Raw genomic sequence first — 23,177 nt, forward strand, 5'->3', positions numbered from 1 at the left:
TTCACGGCGCGCAGGCAAAACTGGCTGCGCTACTTGTCGGCCCCGATTTGTAATGCGGCCATGCCGGCCACTGGCACAAGGGCAGCGCGCGCGTCGTCTCGAACGCCGGCGCCTCGACCTTCTGCTCGATCACCTGGAGATCGCCGGGCGCCTTGCCGTTCTCGACCCAGTCGACCAGCACCGCCAGCATGTCGACATTGGCGGGCGCGCCCGAGCCGACGTGATCGACGCCGGGCGCCGTGTATAGGCGGGCGAATTCCGCGGTCTTCTCGCGGCCAAGCGCACGCTGCACGTTTTCGAAGTAACGGATCCCCGCGTAGGGGCTCTGGGCATAGTCGGCCATGTTCTCCAGGATCACCAGCTTGCCGCCGCGCGCCGCAAAGCGGCTTAGATCCGGATTGGTCGAATCCATCAACCGCGACACCTGCAGCAGACGCTCCTTGTGATCCTCGGGCTTGTAGGTCGTGACGTCGAGCTTCGGGTCGCGCGCGAAGACATATCGTATGCCGCCCGCGCCATAGATCCAGGCGATGCCGTTGGCAGGCTGCGGCGGCTGCGCCGGGGCCGCCTTGCCGAGCCACCAGGAAATCCACCCGCCGGTCGGACCGAAGGCAGGCGTGTTTTCGCCCGAGACGCCCCAGCCCGGATAGTCGTCAAGGCCGTTCTCCAGCGGGAATGAGAACTTGTAGGTCGAGTGAAGTGTCTTGATCGCGGCGATCTGCGGGTCGGTCAGGCAATGGTCGCCGTTTTGGGCCTCCGCACAGCGCAACGACTCCGGCTGGAATTTCGCCTTGCAGCCGACCGGATCCAGAACCAAAGAGTCCTCGACGCCGTCGGCCTTGTCGCAAGCAGCAAGCACCGCCTTCGCCACCAGTTCGACTTGCGCCGGGCGAATCCAACCCTCGCCCATGGTGGCGAGGCCCGACCGCGTTCCGGCATGCTGCAACCCGACCCAGTTGATGACGGGCACGCGGGCAAAAATGCCGTCAAAATCCTCAGGGTAGCGCTGCGCCATCGTCAGCGCCTCGCGGCCGCCTTCGGACGATCCCATGAAGTACAGTTTTGTTGGCGGGTTGCCGTAGGCGCGCACCATCAGCGCGACGGCGGCATCGCGCACGCGCTTGTAGGAGCGATGGGCGAAATTCTCGAACGCCTCGTCGTTGAGCGCGAATAATTGCGGCGGCTCGCCCGGCTTGGTCTCATGGCCGGAATCCGTGCCATAGGTGACGAAGCCGCGCGCCAGCGGCGAAGGCGCGCCGAACGGAAAGGCGGGCGGCAAGGCGAGCCCGGTAATCAGCACGCCGTTGAAGCCGCCGCCGCCGTACTGCAGCGAGCGGCCGTTCCACTCGACCGGGAGATTGACCTGGAATTTGATCGGCGGCGCATTGGGATCTGATGGCGCGATCTGGCCGAGCACCTTGCAGAATTCCGGATTCGCTGGCGTGACGCGCGCCGCCGGGGTTGGCCCTCGTTCGGCGACGGCGAGTGGCGCAGGCGCGATCATGGAGGCGGAATCGATCCGGACGGCATTATCGGTGGGTCGGATGAGGCCGCTGCAGGTCGCCGCAGGATCGCCGGTCATTTTTGCAGCCATCGCATCTGCGCTAACGAGCGAGATCGCGGCGACAAGGCACGCCAGCGGCACCCACGCGCGCGCATCGAACTTGGGACGTTGCATTATTTCCCCCACCGTCTTGCAGCCGCATTTTCCGGGCCGTCGGGCTTACAATGGTTCGCGTGGCGCCGACGTCAATCAAAATAAGAACAAGCGGCGTCGACGTCTGATATCCGTTATGCGGAGACACCCCCACCCCGGCCCTCCCCCGCAAGCGGGAGAGGGAGGGCAGCGTCTTTCACTTCACCAAGGAGCAGCCACCTTCGGCTAGCGGGCGGAAGGCCTGGTCGGCGGGGATGGTCGAGACCAGCTTGTAGTAGTCGTAGGGATATTTCGATTCTTCAGGCTTCTTCACCTCGAGCAGGTACATCGGGTGAATGACGCGGCCGTCCTGGCGGATGGTGACGTCGCCGAACAGCTTGTCCTTGCCCTTGAACTTCTTCATCTGCGGCACCGCGTCCTTGGCGTGATCGCTGCCGGTGGCCGCCACCGCATTGAGATAGGCGAGCGTAGAGGCATAGACGCCGGCCTGGTTGCCGCTCGGCATCTTGCCGTTCACGCCCGGCCGCGCCGCGAAGCGCTTTGCAAACGCGCGGGTATCGTCGTCCATGTCCCAGTAAAACGCCTCGAACAATTGCAGGCCCTGCCCCACTTTCAGCCCCATGCCGTGGACGTCGTTGATGAAGAGCAGGAAGGCCACCATGGTCTGCCCGCTCTGCTGGAGACCGAACTCGGCGGCCTGCTTCACGGCATTGACGGTGTCGCCACCGGCATTGGCAAGCCCGATCACCTTGGCCTTGGAATTCTGCGCCTGCAGCAACAGCGAGGCGAAGTCCGCCGTGTTGAGCGGGTGCTTGGCCGAGCCCAGCACCTTGCCGCCGTGCTTCTCGATGTAATTGGTGGCTTCGGCCTCGATGCCCTGGCCGAGGGCAAAGTTCACCGTGATGAAGTACCATTCCTTGCCGCCGCGCGCCATCATCGCCGCCGCGGTGGAGTTGCCGGTAGCCCAGGCATCGTTGACCCACTGGATGGTATTCGGCGAGCAGGCCTTGCCGGTCAGGTCGGAACTCGCGGTCGACGATGCGAGAAACGTCATGCGGCTGTCGCGCAAGAGCGAATTGATGGTGAGACCGACGGCGGAATTCGGCACGTCGACCACGGCATCGACGCCGTCGACGTCAAGCCATTTGCGCACGATGGCGGAGCCGACGTCGGCCTTGTTCTGGTGATCGGCATAGACGATCTCGACCTTGATCCCCTTGCCTCCGCCATTGAAATCTTCCGCCGCCATGCGCGCGGCTTCCACCGAGCCCATGCCGTTGGTGTCCTGGAAGATGCCGGAAATGTCGTTGAGCACGCCGACACGCACGACGTTGTCGGAAATTTCCGCGCGTGCCGTCGGCGCAAGCGCGCAAGACAAGGCAAACGCCAGACCGAACCTGAAAGCCCTCATCGTTCTCTCCCTCTGTATCTGATCTCTGATGTTCCCGAACTTCGCCGGGTTCAAAATTCGATGCAGGCGGTGGCCGCCGGTCACGCCATCACGTCTGGCGGTCCGGCAGGCGCAGCAGCGGCCGTCAAGGTCCGCAGCAAACTTGATCTGGCAGGACAGGCGGCTGTTGGCCTGCCGTTCGGCGGCGGCGCCGTCCAGCAGCGCGTCCTCGTCGTCACCCATCGCCGGCAGGCGGGCGAGCCAGACCTCGTCGACATAGACATGGCAGGTGGCGCACATGGCATTGCCGCCGCATTCGGCCAGAATTCCACTGACGTCCTGGCGCGTCGCGGCCTGCATGGCGCTTTCGCCATCGCTGGCCTCGATACGTTGCGCGCGGCCGTCCGGGTGAACAAACGTGATGCTGGGCATGGGCGGTCCGTCAGGCCGGAGAAATCGTGATCGGGAGACTTTCGAGGCCGCGCAGCGTGTTGTTGTAGCGGCGCTTCACTGGCCCTGATATCTCGATCTTTCCAACCTTGCGGGCAATCGCCGCCAGCATCACCTCACCTTCGAGGCGCGCGACAAGCTGGCCGACGCACATGTGAATGCCGGAGCCAAAGCCGACATGGCCCGAAGTGCGGCGAGTGATGTCGTAACGGTCAGGGTTTTCCCAGCGCCGCGGATCGCGGTTGGCGGCGCCGAGGAACATCAGGACCTTCTCGCCTTCCCCGATGCGCTGGCCCGATAGTTCGACCTCCCGCGTCGTGGTGCGGAAGAAGATCTGCACCGGGCTTTCGAAGCGGATTGCCTCCTCGAAAGCGTTGCGCGCCAGCGTCGGATCGCTGCGCAGCTTTGCCAGTTGATCGGGAAAGCGCGCCAGGCAATAAACGGCGGCGCCAATACCGTAGACGGTGGTATCGAGTCCCGCCGACAACAGCGAGCGCACCAATAAAGGCGCTTCCTCATGGGTGATGTCACCGGCATCGGCGCGGGCGTGAATGCAGGCGCCGAGGCCGCCGGGGGCGAGATTTTCGCGTTGGCATTGTTCGGCGACATAGGCCTGATGCGGCGCCGAGCGCTCGATTGCTTCCTGACGCAGCTGGTTGGGCGGCCCGAAGGCGTTGAACACGAGGCTCGCATAGGGCAGCAGGTTCTCCCGCCCCTCCTGCTTTAGTCCCAACGCGTCCGGGAAAACCGACAATGGATAGGCTTCCGCAAGATCGGTGATCGCATCAAAGCTTCCGCGCGCCAGCAATTCGTCGGCCTTGGCTTCGGCCAGCGCGGTGAAATGGCTGCGCAGCGGCTTCATCGCGGTCGCCGACAGGACCTGGTTCAGCACGGCGCGGGTACGCGTATGCGCCGGGGGATCCGCCTCGAGAATGATGCTTTGCGGGCGCCAGGCCTTTTCCTTGGCGAAATCGCTGAGGCCCACGCCACGGCTGGAACAGAAGGTCATGGGATCGTTGAGGACGGCGTGCACTTCCGCGTAGCGCGCCACGCCATAGACGCCCCATTTGTCGAGCCACACCACCGGCCCGGCCTCACGCAGCGCTTCGTGGATCGGGTGTGGATCCTCGAAGAACTCGGTCGAAAACGGGTCCACATCGAGATGGGGCACGCCGGCCGGCGCACCACGTTCCGGGGTGACAGATCCGGTCCGGGAGGTCGCGCTCATGTGGGTCTCCTGCATAATGTTCTTGCAGAGCGGTATGCGCTGTCTCTATGTCTGGAACGCTGAAGCGGCTTCGGAAGAGCATGAGCAGGAACAGACAGGCGCGCGTCCCTCGCGCGGGCGCGGTAAGCAGGAGCGGACGGGCCGAACAGGTGCTCGACCTCGACCGCTACGTTCCGGCGCTCATCACCTTCATTGCCAACAAATTGTCGCGCAGTGCGACCGTGGTCTATCAGAAGCGCTTTGGGGTCAACGTCACGGAATGGCGCATCCTGTCGCTGCTGGCGATCGAGCCGGAAATTTCGGCGGCGCGGATCTGCCATGTCATCGGTTTCGACAAGGGGCCGGTCAGCCGGACCCTGGCCGGCATGGAGGAGCGTGGGCTGGTCAGCATCCGGGCCGACCGGGAAGACGGGCGCACCCATTCGATCTCGCTGACCGCGAAGGGATATACCACCCACGATCAAGTCATCGCAGTCGCGCTCGAACGTGAGCGCCGCCTGCTTTCCTGCCTGAGCAAACCGGAGCGCGAGACCCTGATCGCGCTGCTGCTGCGGGTGCACGGCAATCTCGACGCCGTGAAAGGCGCCGGCGAAGTCGATACGCGGAGCTGAACGGCGCGTATTAGCCACGCCGCGACCACCCCACTGCATACGCGACATCGCATTGCGTCGAGACGATCCGACACGCCCGAACATCCGTTTCTCCCTGTGCGGCCCGGCACTCTGTGCTCTGCGGTCGGCCGCATTGTGAAAACACGGTCGCACAAATTAGTTGCCTTGGCAACATATACGACAAGCCTCGACGGTCGATTTTTAGGCGGCGGCCGGCTCCTGCCGGCCGCCGTCGGTCAGATCATCTCTTGACCAGCGGGCAGTTGCCTTCGCTCTCAGGCCGAAACGCTTGATCGCCGGGAATGGTTGCAACGACCTTCAAGAGATCCCACTTCGACGTGGACTCGTCGGGCTTCTTCACCTCGAGCAGAAACAGCGGATGGATCTTGCGTCCATCAGCGCGGATGGTTCCCTTGCCGAACAGCGGGTCCTCGGTCGGCATTGCCTTCATTGCCGCAACCACCGCCTTGCCATCCACGGCGCCGCCGGCCTTGTCGACGGCTTTCAGGTAATGCAGCACGGATGCGTAGACGCCGGCCTGCATGTCGTTCGGATAATTCTTCTGCGGATGACGTTCGGCGAAGCGCTTGGCAAAGGCGCGCGTGCCGTCGTTCAAATCCCAGTAGAACGGATTCATGATCTGCGCGCCCTGCGCGGCCTTCAGGCCGAGCGCGGGAATGCCGTTCATGCCGAGGATCAAGCCGACCAGCCGCTGTTTCTGCGTCAGCCCGAACTCCGCCGCCTGCTTGATCGAAGTGATGGTGTCGTCGCCGGCATTCGCCACACCCACGATATCGGCGCCCGAGGCCTGCGCCTGCAGCAGGAACGAGGCGTAATCGGCGGTGCCGAGCGGATGGCGCACGGCGCCGAGAACTTCGCCGCCGGATGCCTTGACGCCTTCCATGGCCTGCTTTTCCAGATCATGGCCGAAGGCGTAGTCGGCGGTCAGGAAGAACCATTTCTTGCCGCCCTGGGCTACCACGGCTTTGCCGAGGCCGCGGCCATAGGCGTAGGTATCGTAGGTCCAGTGCACGGTATTCGGCGTGCACTTCTCGCCGGTGAGCAGCGCGGTGCCGGCGCCGGAGCCGATGAAGACCTTGTTCTTCTGCTCGCTCATGGCGGCGACCGCCAGCGCAATCGCCGAGTTCGGCAGGTCGAAGATGGCGTCGATGCTCTCGGTGTCGTACCAGCGCCGCGCGATGCCGACGCCGACGTCGGTCTTGTTCTGGTGATCGGCGGTAATGACGTCGACCGGCTTGCCGGCAGCCTTGCCGCCATAGTCCTCCACCGCCATCTGCGCGGCGATTACCGAGCCTATGCCCTGATAGGTCGAGAACACGCCCGACTGGTCGTTGAGCACGCCGATGCGGACGCGTTCCTGGCCGTGTGCCGGACTGACGAGCAGTGCGCCGAGCGCGGCAACGAATATCCCTTCGCGAAAAAACTGTCGCATGCATTCCCTCCTGTGCGGAAAAGGCGGCCTTCGCGACCACTTCTAAATTGCTTATAACTTATAAGCATTTTGAGGATTGTCAATTCACGTAATGCCGTGCGAGCTATTGCCTATGGCGAGAATCGGAAAAGTTTCGACGCGCAAGACCAACGGGGGAGCCAGGCCGGCTGAACCGGACCCGGGGCGCGAACTCGATCTGACCGCGCTGCAGCGCACCCCCGGTTTCATGATCCGCATTCTGCAGTTGCAGAATTTCGAGGCGTTTTACCCCTATTTCGAATCGCTAAAGCTTTCGCCGCTCGAATACGCCATTCTCGTCGCCGTCCGCGACAACAAGACGGTGACGCAGAGCGAGCTTGCCGCCGTGCTGAAAATGCAATTGCCCAACCTCGTGAAGATCCTGTCGCGGATGGAGGAGACCGGAGTTCTCAAGCGCAAGCGGTCGGCGCGGGACCGGCGGGCGGTCGAGCTCAGCCTCAGCGCGGCGGGCGAGCGGCGCGCCGACGAAGCCAGCCGGCTCGGCGAGAGTTTTAACGCGCAGACGCTTTCCGCGCTCAGCAAATCAGAACAATCCGCCTTTCTCCAGATGCTGGTGCGGCTGGTGGACGCGCACAAGAACGGGTTTTGAGGGCTCGAACTCATCTCAACCGGCACAGCCGATCCATTCGGCCGAGGTATCATCGTCCAGCGTTGCCACCGCGCTTGCGCGCCGCGTCAGCACCGCGCGCTGGTTGATGTAGCCCTTGTCGGTGATTTCGCCGCCATCAACCGACGGCGGCTCAGCCAGCAGCAGCGCCCGCGTCGCGTGCCCTGACGAGTTGCCGCTCTGCGCCTTCAGCTTCGCAAGGCCCTGTGCGACGGCGGTACGAACCTTGTCGTGGCCGATCACGTCCCTCACATCGGCATTGTCTGATAGCCCGGCATGCGCCCGGCAGGCTGCGATGTTCGGGAATACCAGGAAGCGAACCTCGTCGCCGCCGTGGCCGGTGACCACGATATCCTGCGCCAGCGGCGCCAGCGCTGCGATGCCCGCAACGCGCAAGGTGCCGACGCTGACCCAAGTGCCGGAATCGAGTTTGAAATCTTCGGCGACACGGCCGTCGAAGAACAATCCGAGTTCGGGACGCGCCGGATCGGCAAAAGTCACGGCGTCGCCGATCAGATAGAAGCCCTCCGCATCGAACGCCTGTGCGGTCAGTTCGGGCGCCTTCCAGTAGCCGGGCGTGACGTTCGGGCCGCGCACCCGCACCTCAAGCTTGTCGCCCGAGGGCACCAGCTTCAGCTCGGTGCCGGGAATCGGCACGCCGATATTGCCGGAACGTTTTGCCTGGAAATGGCAATCGGTGGCGAGCGGCGAGGTCTCGGTCGAACCCCAGGCCGACACCATCGGCAGCGCGCGGCCGACCGTCTTGATCGAAAGCTCTTCCAGCGCATCCCAGAGATTCTGCGGCAAGGCAGCGCCGGCATAGAAGGCGAACTTCACCTCGCTGAAGAATTTCGTCCGCAACGCCTCGTCGCCTCGCAGCGCCGCGATCAGCATGTCGAAACCGCGCGGAACGTTGAAATAAACCGTCGGCATCACGCTGCGCAGATTGGCGAGCGATGTTGCAAACAATCCGGGCGCCGGCTTGCCGCCGTCGACATAGAGCGTGCCACCGTTGCGCAGCACCAGGTTGAAATTGTGGTTGGCGCCGAAGGTATGGCTCCAGGGCAGCCAATCGAGGATAACGAGATCCTCGCCGCTATTCTCAAGGAAAGTCCAGGTTTGCGCCTTGGCCTGCTGGCTCGAGGTCAGCATGCGCTGGGTGTTGATCACGGCCTTCGGCGTGCCGGTCGAGCCCGAGGTGAACAGGAACTTTGCAATCGTATCCGGCGTAATCGCGGCAAAGGCCTTTTCGACATCGGGCGTCTCCGGCGTTGCCGCGATGGCGCGGAAGGAGATCGCGTTATCATCGTCTGCACTGCCACTGACGACGGTGGCCGAATGCAGCGGCGCGATCGCAGCCAGCGCCGCCGCGAAAGGTTTTGTCGCGAATACATAGATCGCGCCCGGCCCGAGCAGCGTGATCATGCTCTTGAGCTTGTCGAAATCTCGGGACATCAACGAATAGGCCGGCGAGATCGCGGCCGAGGGCACGCCGACATGCTGGGCCGCAAGTGCAAACAGCCCATGCTCAACACTGTTGTCGGACAGGATCACCAGCGGACGCTCGGCGCTCAGGCCTTGCGCGAGAATCCACGCAGCGGCGGAGCGCACCTGCTTCAGGGCATCCTTGTAGGTGACCGTCGTCCAGGGCGCATCGGGGCTGGTGCGGTCGGCAAGAAAAATCCGGTCTGGCGCCTGCCGCGCCCAATGCTCCAGCCAGTCACCGATGCAACGCGCGCTGTCCCGCAGCGGCGTCGTGGATTTCAGGATGATGCTGCCATCGGCCCGGCGATCGCTGGCGATCGCGGGCGTCGCGAAAAGCTTCTGGGAATCGGCACCGCTGTTGGCGGCGATGGTCATGGGCTTCCTCCTGCAGCCTCGAACGGGCTGGCTTGACGCTAATGTTGAGCACAACAATTGTTGTCGTCAACAACAATCTTCCCCTTGAACTCGCGAAGCGCTAAAAGGGAAGGATGGCGAGGAACAGTCAGGCACCCAGAATTGCCAAGTCACGAACTGCCAAGCCGCGCGCCGGTATCGGGCCGCATCCCGGCCGCACGCGAAATGGAAACGGCAGCGCGCACAACGATCTCATGAATGGCGAGATCGGCCTCGACGCGCTGGCCGGTCACGCCGGCTATGCGGTGCGCCGCTTCCAGATCTGGATTTTTCAGGACTTCATTCGCACGCTCGGCGCTGTCGACATCCGCCCGACGCAGTATTCGGTGATGACGGTGATCGGCGCCAACCCGGGCCTGAGCCAGATGGCGGTGGCAAAACGGCTCGGGATCGAGCGGGCCCGGCTGGTGCACCTGCTGGACAGCCTCGAACATCGCGATCTCGTCAGCCGGATCAAATCGGCCACCGACCGGCGCTCCCACGCGCTGCACCTGACCGCGCGGGGCCGGACGGCGCTGACGCAATTCAAACGGCTCGCCGCAGAGCACGAGCGCCATGTGGCCGAGAAGATCGGCAAGGAGAACCGGGAGCGACTGCTGCAGATTCTGTCTGCGTTCACGTGATCGCGGCCAGCGCCTCGACCAAGGCCGCATTCGCCTAAATTTTAAGCATGCACCACTTCAGCCATGCTCGCCGAGTGAGCCCAACTACATAATAAGCGTCTGATACTACGTATCTATCCTTCAGGATCGACTTGACGGAGCCATTGTACACAATGGCACATCGCTTGCTTCACTCCCGGTAACTATTGCTCGCTGGAGTTTTGCTCGCCATGGGGTCCGACACGCCTGAAACCATTGCCGACATCGTCGCCGCGCATCGCGCCGGCGCCATGACCCCAGCGCAAACCATTGCCCGCTCCTATCAGCGCATCCGCGCCCATAACGATCCCGCCGTTTTCATCAGCCTGCGCGACGAGCAGGATGCGCTCAAGGAGGCCGAGTCGCTGGCGGGCAAGGACGCCGCAGCGCTACCGCTGTTCGGCGTCCCCGTCGCGGTGAAGGACAATATCGATGCGCTGGGCTTAGCGACCACGGCCGCCTGCCCGGCCTTCTCCTATTCGCCGGCGCAGGATTCGACGGCGGTGGCAAAGCTGCGCGCGGCCGGCGCCATCGTCATCGGCAAGACCAATCTCGATCAGTTCGCGACCGGTCTCGTCGGTGTCCGCTCGCCCTACGGCATTCCCGTCAATCCGATCCGCGCCGATCTCGTTCCGGGCGGATCGAGTTCGGGCTCGGCGGTGGCGGTGTCCGCCGGCCTCGTGCCGCTGGCGCTCGGCACCGACACCGCGGGCAGCGGCCGGGTGCCGGCGATGCTCAACAACATCGTTGGCCTGAAGCCGAGCCTCGGGCTGATCTCCAATGCCGGACTGGTGCCGGCGTGCCGCACGCTGGACTGTATTTCGGTATTCTCGCTCACGGTCGACGATGCCATGACCGCTCTTTCGGCGATGGTCGGACCTGACGGCGCCGATCCGTTCTCGCGCGACCGGCCGCTTGCGCCGATGTCGGCATTTCCAGGCACGCTCCGGCTCGGGGTGCCGCGCAACGGCCAATTGATCTTCTTCGGCGACCGCGCCGCCGAGAAAGCCTATAACGAGGCGCTCAAGCGCTGGACACAACTCGGCACCACGCTGGTCGAATTCGACCTCGAACCGTTTTATGAGACCGCACGGCTGCTGTATGAGGGCCCCTGGGTCGCCGAGCGTTATCTCGTGATCCGCGATCTGCTGGCCTCGTCACCCGACGCCATTCATCCGGTGACACGCGAGATCACGGCGGCCGGGGCGCGGCTGACCGCCGCCGACACGTTTGCTTCGCTCTATCGCCTGCAGGCGCTGCGGCGCGCGGCCGAACGAACGTTTGCCCATTTCGACGCGATGGTGCTGCCGACGGCGCCGACCGCCTATTCGACCGCGCAGGTGCTGGCCAACCCGGTCGAGCTCAACAGCCGGCTCGGTACCTACACCAATTTTGTGAATTTGCTCGACCTCAGCGGCCTTGCACTGCCGGCCGCGATGCGGGGCGACGGCATTCCGTTCGGCATCACGCTGCTGGCGCCTGCCGGGCGCGACGCGCAGCTTGCCAGCATCGGGCGGGTGTTTCACGCCGATACAAAACTGACGATGGGCGCCAGGGGCGTGACGCAGCCCGCGCTCGCCGCATTGCCGGCTAGTGCGAGTGGTGACGAGATCACCATCGCCGTGGTCGGCGCGCATCTCTCGGGCATGGCGCTCAACGGCGAACTGCAGGCGCTCGGCGCCCGCCTGCTCGAGGCGACCGCGACCGCGCCGGACTACAAGCTCTATGCGCTCGACACGGTGCCGCCGAAGCCCGGCATGCTGCGCGTGGATGCGGGCGAGGGACATTCGATCAAGCTGGAGCTATGGGCATTGTCGGCGGCAGCCTTCGGCAAATTCGTCGCCGCGATTCAGCCGCCGCTCGGGATCGGCACGATACGGCTGGCCGACGGCAGGGGCGTGAAGGGTTTTGTGGTGGAGCCCGTGGCGATCGACGGCGCGCGTGATATTTCCGCTTACGGCGGCTGGCGCGCGTTCATGGCTGACAAGGCGGCGGTTTAGCCGTCATTGCGAGCGAAGCGAAGCAATCCATCTCTCCACACCGCGGAAAGATGGATTGCTTCGTCGCTTCGCTCCTCGCAATGACGGAGGCCTACACCGACACCGCGTAAATCTCATACTCCCCGCGCACCAACTCGATGTGCGCCCGCATCGCGGCCGCAGCGCCCGCCTTGTCGCCGCGCATGATCGCGACGACGACGCGGTCGTGCTCGGCGTGCGATTTTGCCAGACGCCCGAGATTGCGGAACTGGGCGCGGCGAAACGGCTGCACCCGCACCCGGGTCGCCAGCGTCATCTCGGCGATGTAGCCGTTCTGCGAGCCGGCATAGATCGCGTTGTGGAAGCGCTCGTTGACCGCGTGAAAGCGCTCGGGATTGCCGGCGTGGCTAAGCACGCGCAATTCCTCATGGATCGCTTCCAGCTTCTGGCGCTCCCCCGGCGGCATCCGTTCGGCGGCCAGCCCCGCGCACAGTGCTTCCAGCTCCGCCATCGCCTCGAACATTTCGGTCAGACGGTCGAGCGACGGCTGCGCCACCACGGCGCCGCGATGGGCGCGCGCCTCGACCAGGCCGCTCGCCACCAATTGCCGCAGCGCCTCGCGCACCGGCGTGCGCGACACCGAAAAGCGCCGCGCGATGTCGGTCTCGTCGAGCGCCGATCCCGGCGGCAGCACGCCGCGCACGATCTCGTCGGCGAGTTGCAGCCGCAGTTCTTCCGCGCGGGTAGTTTTGTCCCGCAACGGCGAGGGCCGATCGACGCGGCGGACCGCTGTCTCCGGCTGGGCGGCCGCCTGCGGTCCACGTGCCGGAAGATCATCAAGGCTCATCGCTATTGCCCCTTCGGCTCGTCGATGACGCTGACATGCGCCGCGACGATCTTCCACCCGTCGGAAAACCGTATCCAGGTCTGCATTTGCCGCCCCACTTTGCCCGGCGTGCTTTCGCGGTAGAACAGCGTCGAGGCGACCGCGGTATCGCGGCCATAGGTCGTGATCACGGTCTTGTCGGTCCGCCGCATCAACCCGACCGGCGAGCGCGCGGCGCGGAACGCCATGATGGCATCGTAGCCGTAAAGATTTTCGCCGATGCCATAGCGCAGCGTGCGGGAATCGTTGCGGAACAGTTCGTCGAGCACCGCCACGTCGTTCGACACCAAAGCCTTTTCATAGCGCTGGAACTGCGCGGTCACCTCGGCCAGCACGTCGGGAAGATCGATGTCCATCGTTACAATCCTCTCGGGATCGGCGCGGTGGCGACGCCGGCGCGCTCCAGCGCCTGCGCAACGCGCAGCGCGATATCTTCTCGCCAGGGAGCGGCGATGATCTGCACGCCAATCGGCATCGGCACCAGCGGGATTGGCACCGCGACCACGGGCAGGCCGATGAACGAAATCGGCTGGGTATGGATGCCAATATTGGCGCGCACCGGCAGTTCGACGCCATCGAGCTCGAAGTTCACCTGCCCAAGCTTCGGCGCGATGCAGGGCGTGGCCGGCGCAATGATCACATCCACCGACTTGAACAGCTCCAGCACTTTTGCACGATACCAGCGGCGGAATTTTTGCGCGCGGTCGACCAGGGGCGCCGGCACCATCGCGCCCGCGATCAGGCGGTCGCGCACCGCCGGATCGAAATCGTTCGGCCGCTTGCGCAACCGGTCGAGATGCAACGAAGCTCCCTCGGTGGTGGTGATCACGTAAGCCGCGGCGCGGGCGCGCGCGGCTTCGGGAATTTCAACCGTTTGCGTCGCGTTCAGGGCCTTGGCGACGCGCGCCACGGCCTCGATGGCTTCCGGAAAGACGTTCTTCTGAAAGTATCCGCCGGCCAACGCTACCCGCAGGCCGTCGATGCCCTGGGCCAGCAGCGGCGTTACCGGCTCGACCGGCCGCGTCGTGCATGCCGCATCGTCGGCATCCGCTCCCTGCATCGCGTCATAGGCCAGCGCGAGATCGCCGACGCTGCGCGCCAACGGGCCGAGATGATCCAAGCTGGCGACAAAGGGAAACGAGCGGGCGCGTGACAGCCGGCCGTAAGTCGGCTTCAGGCCGAAGATGCCGCAGAACGATGACGGCACGCGGATCGAGCCGTTGGTATCCGACCCCAGGGCGATCGGAACGAGGCCGCCGCCGACCGCGCTGCCCGAGCCGCCGGAGGAACCGCCGGTCATCCGCGTCGGATCATGCGGATTGCGCGACGGGCCGTCATGCACGTTCTCGCCGGTGAAATCATAGGCGTATTCACCCATGTTGAGTGCGCCAACCAGCACAGCACCCTGCGCCTCCATGCGTTCAATCAGGGTGGCATCGCGCGTCGAGGGTGCAAGATCGCGGTTGATCTTCGATCCGGCGCGGGTGGCAAGACCTTTCACGTCGAACAGGTTCTTCACCGCGAACGGCACACCAGCCAGCGGCCCGACTTTTTGGCCAGCGGCGATGGCGGCATCGACCGCGCGGGCTTTTGCGCGCGCACGCTCGGCCGTGACGTCCGTGAACGAATTCAGCACGGAATCATGTTTGGCGATCCGCGCCAGCGCCGCCTCGGTCGCATCGAGCGCGGAAAGCTTGCCGTCCGTTACGGCCTGCGCGATTTGTTGGGCCGACAGCCCGTCAGTGTTTGCGGTCATGGCGCTATCAGGCGGTGTAGACACTGGCCGGCTCGGTTTCATCAGGCAGCGGGAATTCGTCGACCAGCCGCGCCAGTCTCAGCGACACTTCGAGATTGGCGCGCACCGCCGGCCGCCAGGTCTCTTCGACCGGCAGCGCCAGCGCTTTCGCAACGGCATTGATGTAATCGTCCAGGGGTTCGGCAGCCATTTCGCTCGCACTCTCTTACTTGGCATGATCTATTCGGAAAACCGGTGTCCACTTTTCCGGATCATGCTGTCTAGTGAACCGGCAACGGCGGATGCGGGATCGCCGTCAGCAATTCCTTGGTGTAGGCATCCTTGGGATCGCCGAGCACGCGTTCGGACGAGCCCTGCTCGACGATTCGTCCCGCACGCATCACGATGACACGATCGCATAGCAAACGCACCACATTCAGATCATGCGACACGAATAAATAGCTCATGCCCATGGATTGCTTGAGATCCTGCAGCAGATTGAGCACGACGGCCTGCACGGAAACATCGAGCGCCGCTGTCGGCTCGTCGAGGATCACAAGTTTGGGATGCAGCGCAATCGCTCGCGCGATGCCGACGCGGGCCTTCTGGCCGCCGGATAATTGGTGCGGGAAACGATCGAGCAGGTTGACGGGAAGACCGACCAGGCCGGCGAGTTCCTCGCAGCGGGCGCGCAGCGCGTCGCGTCCCCTGATGTCGCCAAGCTGCATAATGGGATCGGCTATCGCCCGCGCCGCGGTGAAGCGCGGGTTGAGGCTGTCGGTCGGGTCCTGGAACACCATCTGGATGCTCTTGCGCAGCGGCAGTCGCGCAAAGGCTTGCGGCATGATGGCGCCGATCTCTTCGCCGTCGAACACGATGCGGCCGGAGGTCTGGTCGAGAAGCCGCATCACCATCATCGAGGTGGTCGATTTGCCGCAGCCGGATTCGCCGACGAGACCTACGCTCTCGCCATGACCGACCGTAAAGCTGATGCCGTCGACGGCGCGGAATATTTCCGCCTGCACCGGCGGCTTGCGGGAGAACAATTTTGAGAGCACCGCGCTCGCGCCCTGGCGCGGATACTCCTTGACGAGCTTTTCGACGAGGAGGAGCGGCGGCTTCTCCCTCTCGCCGCCTGCGGGGTCGAGACGAGCGGAGCTCGCTCTTAGAGGGTCGGGGTGAGGGGCTGTTTCCGCAAGCGCGACTCGTGGAGAGAGCCCCTCACCCGCCGCGCTTTGCGCGTCGGCCTCTCCCCGCGCGCGGGGCGAGGCTAAAGAAAGCGCCGCAGCCTCATCCTCCGGCAGCAGATCGCGCAGCGACACCCCGATCCGTGGCGTCGCGCGCATCAGCTTTTTCGTGTAGGCGTGCTCGGGCTTGGCAAAAATATCCGCCGACCTCGCCGTCTCCACCACCCGGCCCTTTTCCATCACCACCACCCGGTCGCAATAGGCGGCGGCGAGGCCGAGATCGTGGGTGATCAGAATCGTCGACATGTGCCGGCGTTTTGTAAGCTCCACGATCAGATCCATCACCGCCTTCTGCGTGGTGACGTCTAGTCCCGTCGTCGGCTCGTCCGCAATCAGAAGCTGCGGATTGCAGGCCAGCGCCAGCGCGATCACGACGCGCTGGCACATGCCGCCCGATAGTTCGAACGGATAGGCGTGATAACGTTCGCGGGGACGGGCGATCTTGACCTGCTCCAGCGCCTCGATCGCTTTCTCGCCGCGGTCGCTGCCCGCGCTCTGCACGTGCTGGCGCAGCACATCCTCGATCTGGTCGCCCACTTTCCGGATCGGATTGAGCGCCGCGCGCGGATTCTGGAAGATCATCGAGATTTCGCGGCCGCGCAAATCGCGCATCTCGTTTTCGCTCGCGGCCTTGACGTCGATGCCGGAGAACATCACCGAACCCTCGGCGATTTTGCCGGCGCGGTCGAGAATCCGCATCACGGCATAGGATGTGACCGACTTGCCGGAGCCGGATTCGCCGACGATGCCGAGCGTCTCGCCCTTGGCGACGGAAATGTTGACGTGCTGCACCGCCTTGACGATGCCGCGCCGGGTGGTGAATTCAACGGTGAGGTCGTGGACGTCGAGAAGAGGCTGGGCCGTCATGATGACCTCCGCAAAAATCTCGAAAACAACCCCATGCACAGTAGGACGGTCAGCACTCCTGTCGCATTTCGTCCCCCTATGCAGGGGCCGAAACGAACAAAGCTTGAATCAGCCATCACGTCCTCCGCTGCGGATCGACGATGTCGCGCAGGCCGTCGCCGAGCAGGTTGAAGCAGAACACCGCAATCATCAGCGCAAGGCCCGGGAACAGCGCGATCCACCATTCGCCTGAGACCATGAAGGTGGCGCCTTCGGCGACCATGATGCCCCATTCCGCCGTCGGCGGCCGCACGCCAAGCCCGATGAAGGAGAGGCCGGCGGCGTTGAGGATCGCATAGCCCATGGTCAGCGACATCTGCACGATCATGATCGGCATGATGTTGGGCAGGATCTGCACCAGCAGAATGCGCAGCTCGCCATTGCCGGACAGCCGCGCCGCCTGCACGAAGCCGGCGTTGCGGCGGACATTTGCCTCGGCGCGGGCGACGCGCGCATAGAGCGGAAAATTCACGATCGCGGTGGCAATGATGATGTTCTGCACAGTATTGCCGAGCGCTGCCACGATGCCCATCGCCAGCACGAACAGCGGAAACGCCATGATGGTATCGGCGATGCGGCCGACGATACGGTCGGTCCAGCCGCCGAAATAGCCGGCGGCGATGCCGGCGAGCCCGCCCATCAGGAAGACCAGCGCCACGGAGGCTACCGCAATGAAGGTATCGAGCCGGGTGGCGACGATGACGCGGCTGAAAATGTCGCGACCCAATTGATCGGTGCCGAACCAGTGTGCCGCCGACGGCGGTTTCAGCGCCGCTGATGTATCGCTGGCGAGCGGATCATAGGGCACGATGTAGGGCCCGAAGATCGCGGCGAACAGGATGATCACCAAAAGGCCGAAGGCAAAGGCGGTGACGCGGTTTTCGCCCAGCACATAGCGGGTGTGCTCGAAGATCGCAGCAAGCCCCGAAGTACGGGCGGGACCGGAGGGTTCAACGGCAGGCAGAACAGCACTCATCTTCCAACCTCACCCTTCCAGCCGCACGCGCGGATCGATCACGCCATAGAGAATGTCGATGAAGAGATTGAGCAGCACGTACATGACCGCCATGGTCAGCACGAAACCCTGCACCGGCGCGAAATCAGACGAAATCAGCGCCTCCACCGCGTAGGAGCCGATGCCGGGCCAGGCGAACACTTTTTCGACCAGCACGTTGGCGCCCAGCAGGAACGAGAACACCATGCTGAGCGTGGTGATGACCGGCAGCATCGCGTTGCGAAACGCATAGGTGACGATCACCGTCGAGGGCGAGAGCCCGCTGGCGCGCGCGGTGCGGACGAAGTCCGACGCCAGTACCGCCAGCATCGAGGCGCGCGTCATGCGGGCGATCGGCGCCAGCGAGAAGATCGCCAGCGTCGCCGCCGGCAGGATGAGCTGGCTCAGCGCCGAGCGAAACGTCTCGAACTCGCGCGCGATCAGGCTGTCGATCAGATAAAGGCCGGTCACCGTCGGCGGCGCGCTGTAGAACACGTCGAGCCGCCCGAGCGGTGCAGGCGACCAGCCGAGCCTGAAATAGAAGAGATAGACCAGCACGAGCCCCGTAAAAAACACCGGCAGCGACACGCCTGCCGTCGTGGTGACGCGGCAGAGATGGTCGATCCAGGAGCCTGGCCGGGTCGCGGCGAGCACGCCGAGCGGGATAGCGATCGTGATCGAGACGATGAGCCCGAGCAGCGTCAGCTCGGCGGATGCCGGCAGTCGGTTGCGGATTTCGGTCGCGACCGGCTGGCCCGTCGTCAGCGAGGTGCCGAAATCGCCATGGGCGAGATCGTTGGTGTAGCGGAAGAACTGCTCGATCAGCGGCTTGTCGAAACCGAGTTTCTTGCGGATCTGCTCGATCGCTTCCTTGCTCGCCGCGGGCCCGGCGAAATAGGCGGCGGGATCGCCCGGTAGTGCGCGGGTCAGGAGAAAGGTGACGATCACGACCCCGATCAGCGAGGGAATCGCGAACATCAGCCGCTTGCCGATCATGGTCAGCATGGGGCGCGCTCCGCGCTTGCGAATGGCGAATAGCGAATGGCGAGTAGATAATTGCCGTTGTGTGAAGCCATCCGCTGCCCCCTATTCGCTACTCGTCACTCACCATTCGCCCACTTACGCCTTCACCAGCGCGCGGTAATCGAGGCGGCGGTGGAACCAGTATTGATAACCGGATACGTTCTTCTGCATCGCGACATTGACGTAGGGCTGGTACAGCGGGATGCGCGGGATGTCCTTGAAGGCGAGGTCGACGAAGCCTTTTACGTCGGCGTCGTACTTCGCGGTGTTGCCGATCGCCGCAGCGTCGACGGCGCCGGCGATGTACTCGTCCATCGCCTTCGACTGGTAGCTCATGGTGTTGAAGATCGAATTCTTGCCGTCGTAGCACCAGATGAAGAAGTATTCGGGATAGTCGAGCCAGCCGGAGAACACGTTGGTATAGAGCGGCAGCACTTTCTTGTTCAGTTCGGTACGCCAGTTGGCGCCGGGAATCTTGTTGATAGTGGTCTTGATGCCGATCTGGGCGAGAGACTCCTGCACCAGCACGCAGAGCGGCTCGTTGACGCCGGCAAAGCCGAGGTCGAACGACAGCGTCGTCTCGAAACCGTTGGGGTGGCCCGCCTCGGCCAGCAGCGCCTTGGCCTTCGCAATGTCGGTGACGTATTTGGTCGGCTGCGGCCACGCCACCTCGGTGGCCTTATCCGCAGGCGCGCCAAACATCGGCTTGGCGAGGCCGAACAGCACGGCATCCATGATCTTCTGATAGGGGATAGCGCAGGCGACGGCCTCGCGAACCTTGGGGTTGTCGAACGGCGCGATCTTGACGTTCATGCCGATATACTGGACGCCGTTGGAATAAGGCACCGAGACGATGTTGAGCTTGCCGCTGTCCTTCAGCTCGACGAAATCCTTGTTCGGCAGATCATAGGAGATGTCGGCATCGCCGCGCTCCAGCAGCGCGCGGCGGTTACCGGCCTGCGGCACCATGCGCCAGATCACGCGCTTGACCTTGGGCAAGGGACCGCCGGCCCACTCGTCGTTGCGCTCCATGACGACTTCGGTGCCCGCCGTCCATTTCGTCACCTTGTAGGCGCCGGAGCCCGCGGTCTGCTGCTTGGTGTATTCGAGGCCCCACGGATCCTTCTCGGTCGCGTTCTTCTTCACCAGCTCGGAATTGACGACGCAGGGCACGATAACAGCGAGATCGGGGAGAGTGAGACGGTCCTTCTTGGCGAAATCGATCCGCACCGTGTTGTCGTCGACGACAACGAACTGCTCGGTCTTGGTCAGCGAGCCCGCGCCCATCTGGAACGTGGGGAAGCCGCCGACGCTGACCGCGCGATCGAGCGACCATTTGACATCCTTGGCCGTGACGGGCGCTCCGTCGTGGAATTTGGCGTTCTTCTTCAGCTTGAAGGTCACCGACATGTCGCCGACCTTCATGTCCTCGGCGAGTTCGGGCTTGAACTTGTCGCGGTCGTAATACGGCACGCCGCCGGGACCGCTTTTCATCTCGTGGCTGATCAGGCGGTCGTAGCAATTCCACGACACCTCGTAGCCGGGCACATTGGTGCCGACGCCGTGAATGTCGAGATTGTTGGGGCCGCTTTCCGAGACGATCAGCAGCGTTTCCGACCGCGCTTGCGCCTTGGCGGAAGACCAGATCGCCGGCGCCGGCGTGAGCGCGCCGGCAGCCGCCAGCCCCGACACGGATTTGAGGAAATCGCGACGCTTCATGGGTGATGCTCCAAACGCCTGAGGGAAAACGGCCTGGAGCTGGAATCGCAAGGTTTGTGCCAACCGTTAAAGAAAGCTTTCCCTCGCCCTAACCGATTGATGCAGCTTGAAATTCAAAAAGAAATGGGCGCCACACCGAGGCGCGACATCCCGTCAATTGCATACAAAGCGGCAGATTTGCTCATAAAGTATGCAAGAATTTTGAGCGCTCCATTGCTGGGCGACGGTCAGATCGGCCAGAGCAGATCCTGCAATTCCCTGAGATTGGCGGCCTTCTGCTGCCAACCCTCGATGCAGAATTGCCTGACCGGATCGCTGGCCCGGTGCAGCAGCATCAGCGCCATCAATCGCCGCTTCAGATCGGGCGTGACATCCGCGGCTGAATATCCGAAGCCGGCGAACAGGCTCTGCACTCGTCGCGGCACGCCTGCGATCATGAATACGCTTGGACCTAACAGGTCGTATTCGCCCCTCCCCGTCATCACGTCGCCGAAATCGAACAGCCCCGCGAGTTGCCAGCCCGAACCGCCGCGGCTCAGCAGGAAATTCTCCGGGATGTATTCGCCGGTCAGGATCACTGGCGGCCCGTTCAGCGCCGTCAATGTGGCTGCATCGCCAAGCAGGTCGTCGAGGCCATCCAGAAATTTCTGCGGCAATCCGAGCCGCGCATGCCGCGCGCGGCATCCTTCGATCTGCCGGCGCATGAAAGCGTCCCAGCCAGGCTCGATCTGCGCAAGCGGTCCGACAGGGGCGCGCTGCACCTCGGCGATGGTCTCGCCGATCTCAGCCAGCACGCGCTCCTTGTCCGCTTCCGGCAGCGAGGGCCAGACATCCGCGCCCAACGCGCCGGTTAGCCGCGTGATGACGAGATATGGCCATCCGTCGCGCTCCCCTTTGATGACGATTTCGGGGATTGCGATACGAAGCCGCCCCTGAAGCTGCGCCAGCGCGCCCTGTTCCGAGACGAACTGGGCGCGAAGAAATGGCGGGAAGATCTTCAGGATGAGGTTTTCGTCGAGGGCAAGGACGAGATTGGTGCCGGTGGAGAACACATGCGGCGCGGCGCACGCCAAGCCATTGCTGCGGGCGATATCGCGCGCGATCGGCAGCCATTGAGCCGGATCGGCGCGCCAGGTGCGGAACGGTTCGTAGTCGGTGAATGCCGGCAGGGATGCAGTCATGGTGATGCTGAACGTTGTCTGACGTCATTGCGAGCGCAGCGAAGCAATCCATGCCTCAGCGCGGGGATAGATGGATTGCTTCGCGCTCGCAATGACGGAAACTACTGCTCCGGGTTTGCGCGTTCGAACTGGCGCAGCAGGCGGTTGCCGCGCTCAACGGCGAGATCGAGGGCGGCCTGCGCAGACTGCTTGCCGCTGAAAACCTGCTCGAGTTCTTCGTCGATCACGCTGCGGATCAGCACAAAGGAGCCAAGCCGGATCCCTTTCGAGTTCTCGGTCGGCGATTTCAAGGTCATCTGCTCGATTCCGATCGCCGCACCGGGATCGCGATCGTAGAAGCCTTGCGCGCGGGTGAGGTCGAAGGCGGCGCGGGTGATCGGCAGATAGCCGGTGTGCTGGTGCCAGGCGGCCTGCACCTCGGGCTTCGAAAGATAGGCGAAGAAGCGCGCGACGCCGGCATATTCGGCGCGCGGCCGGTCGCGCAGCACCCATAGCGTGGCGCCGCCGATGATGGAGTTTTGCGGGGCGCCGGCGATTTCGGGCCGGTGCGGAATCATGCCGTAGCCGACCTCGAATTTGGAATTGGCCTTGATGTCCGCGCGCGTTCCGGACGAGCCGATGAAGATGGCGCATTCGCCCTTCTGAAAGCGCGGCTCGGCCGATTGCCCGCGGCCGCTATAGTCGAAAGCCTTCGTCGCCTGCCATTCCGCCAATTGCGCGATGTGCCGCACCACGTCCGGATTGTTGAAGGTCAATTCGGCATCGAGACCGCCAAAGCCATTGCCCTTGCTGGCCAGCGGCAGATTGTGGAATGCGGAAAAATTCTCGACATGGATCCAGGAGGGCCAGGATGTAGTGAGCCCGCACGCCGCGCCCGCAGCGCGCAGGCGCTTCGCCGCCGCGCCGACCTCGGCCCAGGTCTTCGGCGCCACCTCCGGATCGAGGCCCGCGGCGCGGAACTGGTCCTTGTTGTAGTAAAGGATCGGCGTCGAGACGTTGAACGGAAACGAGAGCATGTTGCCCGCGACGTCCGAGTAATAGCCGGTCACTACAGGCAGATACGCCTCCGGCGCGAACGGCTCCGACTGGTCGCGCATCAGTTCGAACACCGGATAGATCGCGCCCTTGGCCGCCATCATGGTGGCGGTGGCGATCTCGTTGACCTGAACGATGGCGGGCTGGCTTCGCGAGCGGAAGGCGAAGATCGCCGCCGTCACCGTCTCGGTGTAGTTGCCCTTGTAGGTCGGCACGATCCGGTAATCGGACTGCGACGCATTGAAATCGGCCGCGAGCTTTTCGAGCTGCTTGCCGAGTTCCCCCGACATCGCGTGCCACCACATGATCTCGGTGGCGGCCTGGGCCGGAGACGCCAGCGCCACGGCGGCGAGCGTTGCGCATTGCAAGAATCTCAAGACCAGTTTCACCGGTGATTACCCCGCTCTGCCGCGCCAGCGACGTGCCCGTTCGCCGTCCTCATAGTTCCCTGCGACGGCGGTTTCAATCCGCCGACCTCACCGCAACGCACAATTCAA

19 protein-coding genes and 1 pseudogene are annotated in these 23,177 nt (G+C 63.9%); 4 read left to right on the top strand and 16 right to left on the bottom strand.

Features of this window, described 5'->3' with window-relative positions:
* Position 1: 1 nt before the first annotated feature.
* The 4 genes and pseudogenes from AC0QUY_RS15260 to AC0QUY_RS15275 all read right to left on the bottom strand — a co-directional run bounded on the left by AC0QUY_RS15260 (position 2) and on the right by AC0QUY_RS15275 (position 4,725).
* Entirely contained in the window at positions 2–1,678 is a 1,677-nt protein-coding gene (locus tag AC0QUY_RS15260; protein ID WP_475387431.1) for a tannase/feruloyl esterase family alpha/beta hydrolase, read from the bottom strand.
* A gap of 175 nt (positions 1,679–1,853) precedes the next feature.
* The gene (locus tag AC0QUY_RS15265) at positions 1,854–3,068 is read right to left on the bottom strand and encodes an ABC transporter substrate-binding protein (protein ID WP_475387538.1); all 1,215 of its coding nucleotides are present in this window, start codon (positions 3,066–3,068) and stop codon (positions 1,854–1,856) included.
* Positions 3,069–3,221: 153 nt separating this feature from the next.
* Positions 3,222–3,479, bottom strand: a pseudogene (locus tag AC0QUY_RS15270) (2Fe-2S iron-sulfur cluster-binding protein); the annotation flags it as partial.
* 10 nt (positions 3,480–3,489) lie between these two features.
* Entirely contained in the window at positions 3,490–4,725 is a 1,236-nt protein-coding gene (locus AC0QUY_RS15275) for a cytochrome P450 (protein ID WP_475387432.1), read from the bottom strand.
* Between the two features lie 80 nt (positions 4,726–4,805).
* Between AC0QUY_RS15275 and AC0QUY_RS15280 the strand changes: the two genes are divergently transcribed.
* Positions 4,806–5,336 (top strand): MarR family winged helix-turn-helix transcriptional regulator, encoded by a 531-nt coding sequence (locus AC0QUY_RS15280; protein ID WP_475387433.1) that lies wholly within the window; start codon positions 4,806–4,808, stop codon positions 5,334–5,336.
* 241 nt (positions 5,337–5,577) lie between these two features.
* On the opposite strand, the gene AC0QUY_RS15285 is transcribed toward AC0QUY_RS15280, so the two are convergent.
* On the bottom strand, positions 5,578–6,789 hold the full coding sequence (locus AC0QUY_RS15285) for an ABC transporter substrate-binding protein (protein ID WP_475387434.1): 1,212 nt from the start codon (positions 6,787–6,789) through the stop codon (positions 5,578–5,580).
* Positions 6,790–6,901: 112 nt separating this feature from the next.
* On the opposite strand from AC0QUY_RS15285, the gene AC0QUY_RS15290 reads away from it, so the two are divergent.
* Complete coding sequence (locus AC0QUY_RS15290) at positions 6,902–7,417, top strand: MarR family winged helix-turn-helix transcriptional regulator (protein ID WP_475387435.1); 516 nt, start codon at positions 6,902–6,904, stop codon at positions 7,415–7,417.
* A gap of 15 nt (positions 7,418–7,432) precedes the next feature.
* On the opposite strand, the gene AC0QUY_RS15295 is transcribed toward AC0QUY_RS15290, so the two are convergent.
* On the bottom strand, positions 7,433–9,295 hold the full coding sequence (locus AC0QUY_RS15295) for a feruloyl-CoA synthase (RefSeq protein WP_475387436.1): 1,863 nt from the start codon (positions 9,293–9,295) through the stop codon (positions 7,433–7,435).
* A 233-nt stretch (positions 9,296–9,528) separates the two neighbouring features.
* On the opposite strand from AC0QUY_RS15295, the gene AC0QUY_RS15300 reads away from it, so the two are divergent.
* Positions 9,529–9,957 carry a MarR family winged helix-turn-helix transcriptional regulator gene (locus tag AC0QUY_RS15300; RefSeq protein WP_475387437.1) on the top strand — a complete coding sequence of 143 codons (429 nt, stop codon included), beginning with the start codon at positions 9,529–9,531 and terminating at the stop codon, positions 9,955–9,957.
* A gap of 209 nt (positions 9,958–10,166) precedes the next feature.
* Entirely contained in the window at positions 10,167–11,975 is a 1,809-nt protein-coding gene (gene atzF / locus AC0QUY_RS15305; RefSeq protein ID WP_475387438.1) for an allophanate hydrolase, read from the top strand.
* Between the two features lie 91 nt (positions 11,976–12,066).
* On the opposite strand, the gene AC0QUY_RS15310 is transcribed toward atzF, so the two are convergent.
* The 10 genes from AC0QUY_RS15310 to ugpB form a co-directional block, all read right to left on the bottom strand.
* Positions 12,067–12,801, bottom strand: coding sequence for a GntR family transcriptional regulator (locus tag AC0QUY_RS15310; RefSeq protein WP_475387439.1), 735 nt, complete (start codon positions 12,799–12,801; stop codon positions 12,067–12,069).
* A 2-nt stretch (positions 12,802–12,803) separates the two neighbouring features.
* A complete protein-coding gene (gene hpxZ, locus AC0QUY_RS15315; protein ID WP_475387440.1) occupies positions 12,804–13,196 on the bottom strand; it encodes an oxalurate catabolism protein HpxZ in 393 nt (130 codons plus the stop codon).
* A gap of 2 nt (positions 13,197–13,198) precedes the next feature.
* Positions 13,199–14,596, bottom strand: coding sequence for an AtzE family amidohydrolase (locus AC0QUY_RS15320; RefSeq protein ID WP_475387441.1), 1,398 nt, complete (start codon positions 14,594–14,596; stop codon positions 13,199–13,201).
* Positions 14,597–14,603: 7 nt separating this feature from the next.
* Entirely contained in the window at positions 14,604–14,786 is a 183-nt protein-coding gene (locus tag AC0QUY_RS15325) for a DUF4089 domain-containing protein (RefSeq protein WP_161850598.1), read from the bottom strand.
* Between the two features lie 70 nt (positions 14,787–14,856).
* Positions 14,857–16,689: a dipeptide ABC transporter ATP-binding protein gene (locus AC0QUY_RS15330; RefSeq protein ID WP_475387442.1), complete on the bottom strand. Its 1,833-nt coding sequence runs from the start codon at positions 16,687–16,689 to the stop codon at positions 14,857–14,859.
* 115 nt (positions 16,690–16,804) lie between these two features.
* Positions 16,805–17,704 (bottom strand): ABC transporter permease, encoded by a 900-nt coding sequence (locus AC0QUY_RS15335; protein ID WP_475387443.1) that lies wholly within the window; start codon positions 17,702–17,704, stop codon positions 16,805–16,807.
* 9 nt (positions 17,705–17,713) lie between these two features.
* On the bottom strand, positions 17,714–18,727 hold the full coding sequence (locus AC0QUY_RS15340) for an ABC transporter permease (protein WP_475387444.1): 1,014 nt from the start codon (positions 18,725–18,727) through the stop codon (positions 17,714–17,716).
* Between the two features lie 114 nt (positions 18,728–18,841).
* Positions 18,842–20,464 carry an ABC transporter substrate-binding protein gene (locus AC0QUY_RS15345; RefSeq protein WP_475387445.1) on the bottom strand — a complete coding sequence of 541 codons (1,623 nt, stop codon included), beginning with the start codon at positions 20,462–20,464 and terminating at the stop codon, positions 18,842–18,844.
* Positions 20,465–20,691: 227 nt separating this feature from the next.
* Complete coding sequence (locus AC0QUY_RS15350; protein WP_475387446.1) at positions 20,692–21,645, bottom strand: aminoglycoside phosphotransferase family protein; 954 nt, start codon at positions 21,643–21,645, stop codon at positions 20,692–20,694.
* A gap of 101 nt (positions 21,646–21,746) precedes the next feature.
* A complete protein-coding gene (gene ugpB, locus AC0QUY_RS15355) occupies positions 21,747–23,057 on the bottom strand; it encodes a sn-glycerol-3-phosphate ABC transporter substrate-binding protein UgpB (protein WP_475387447.1) in 1,311 nt (436 codons plus the stop codon).
* Positions 23,058–23,177 lie beyond the last annotated feature (120 nt).

It is taken from the genome of Bradyrhizobium sp. WYCCWR15520 (assembly GCF_056174665.1).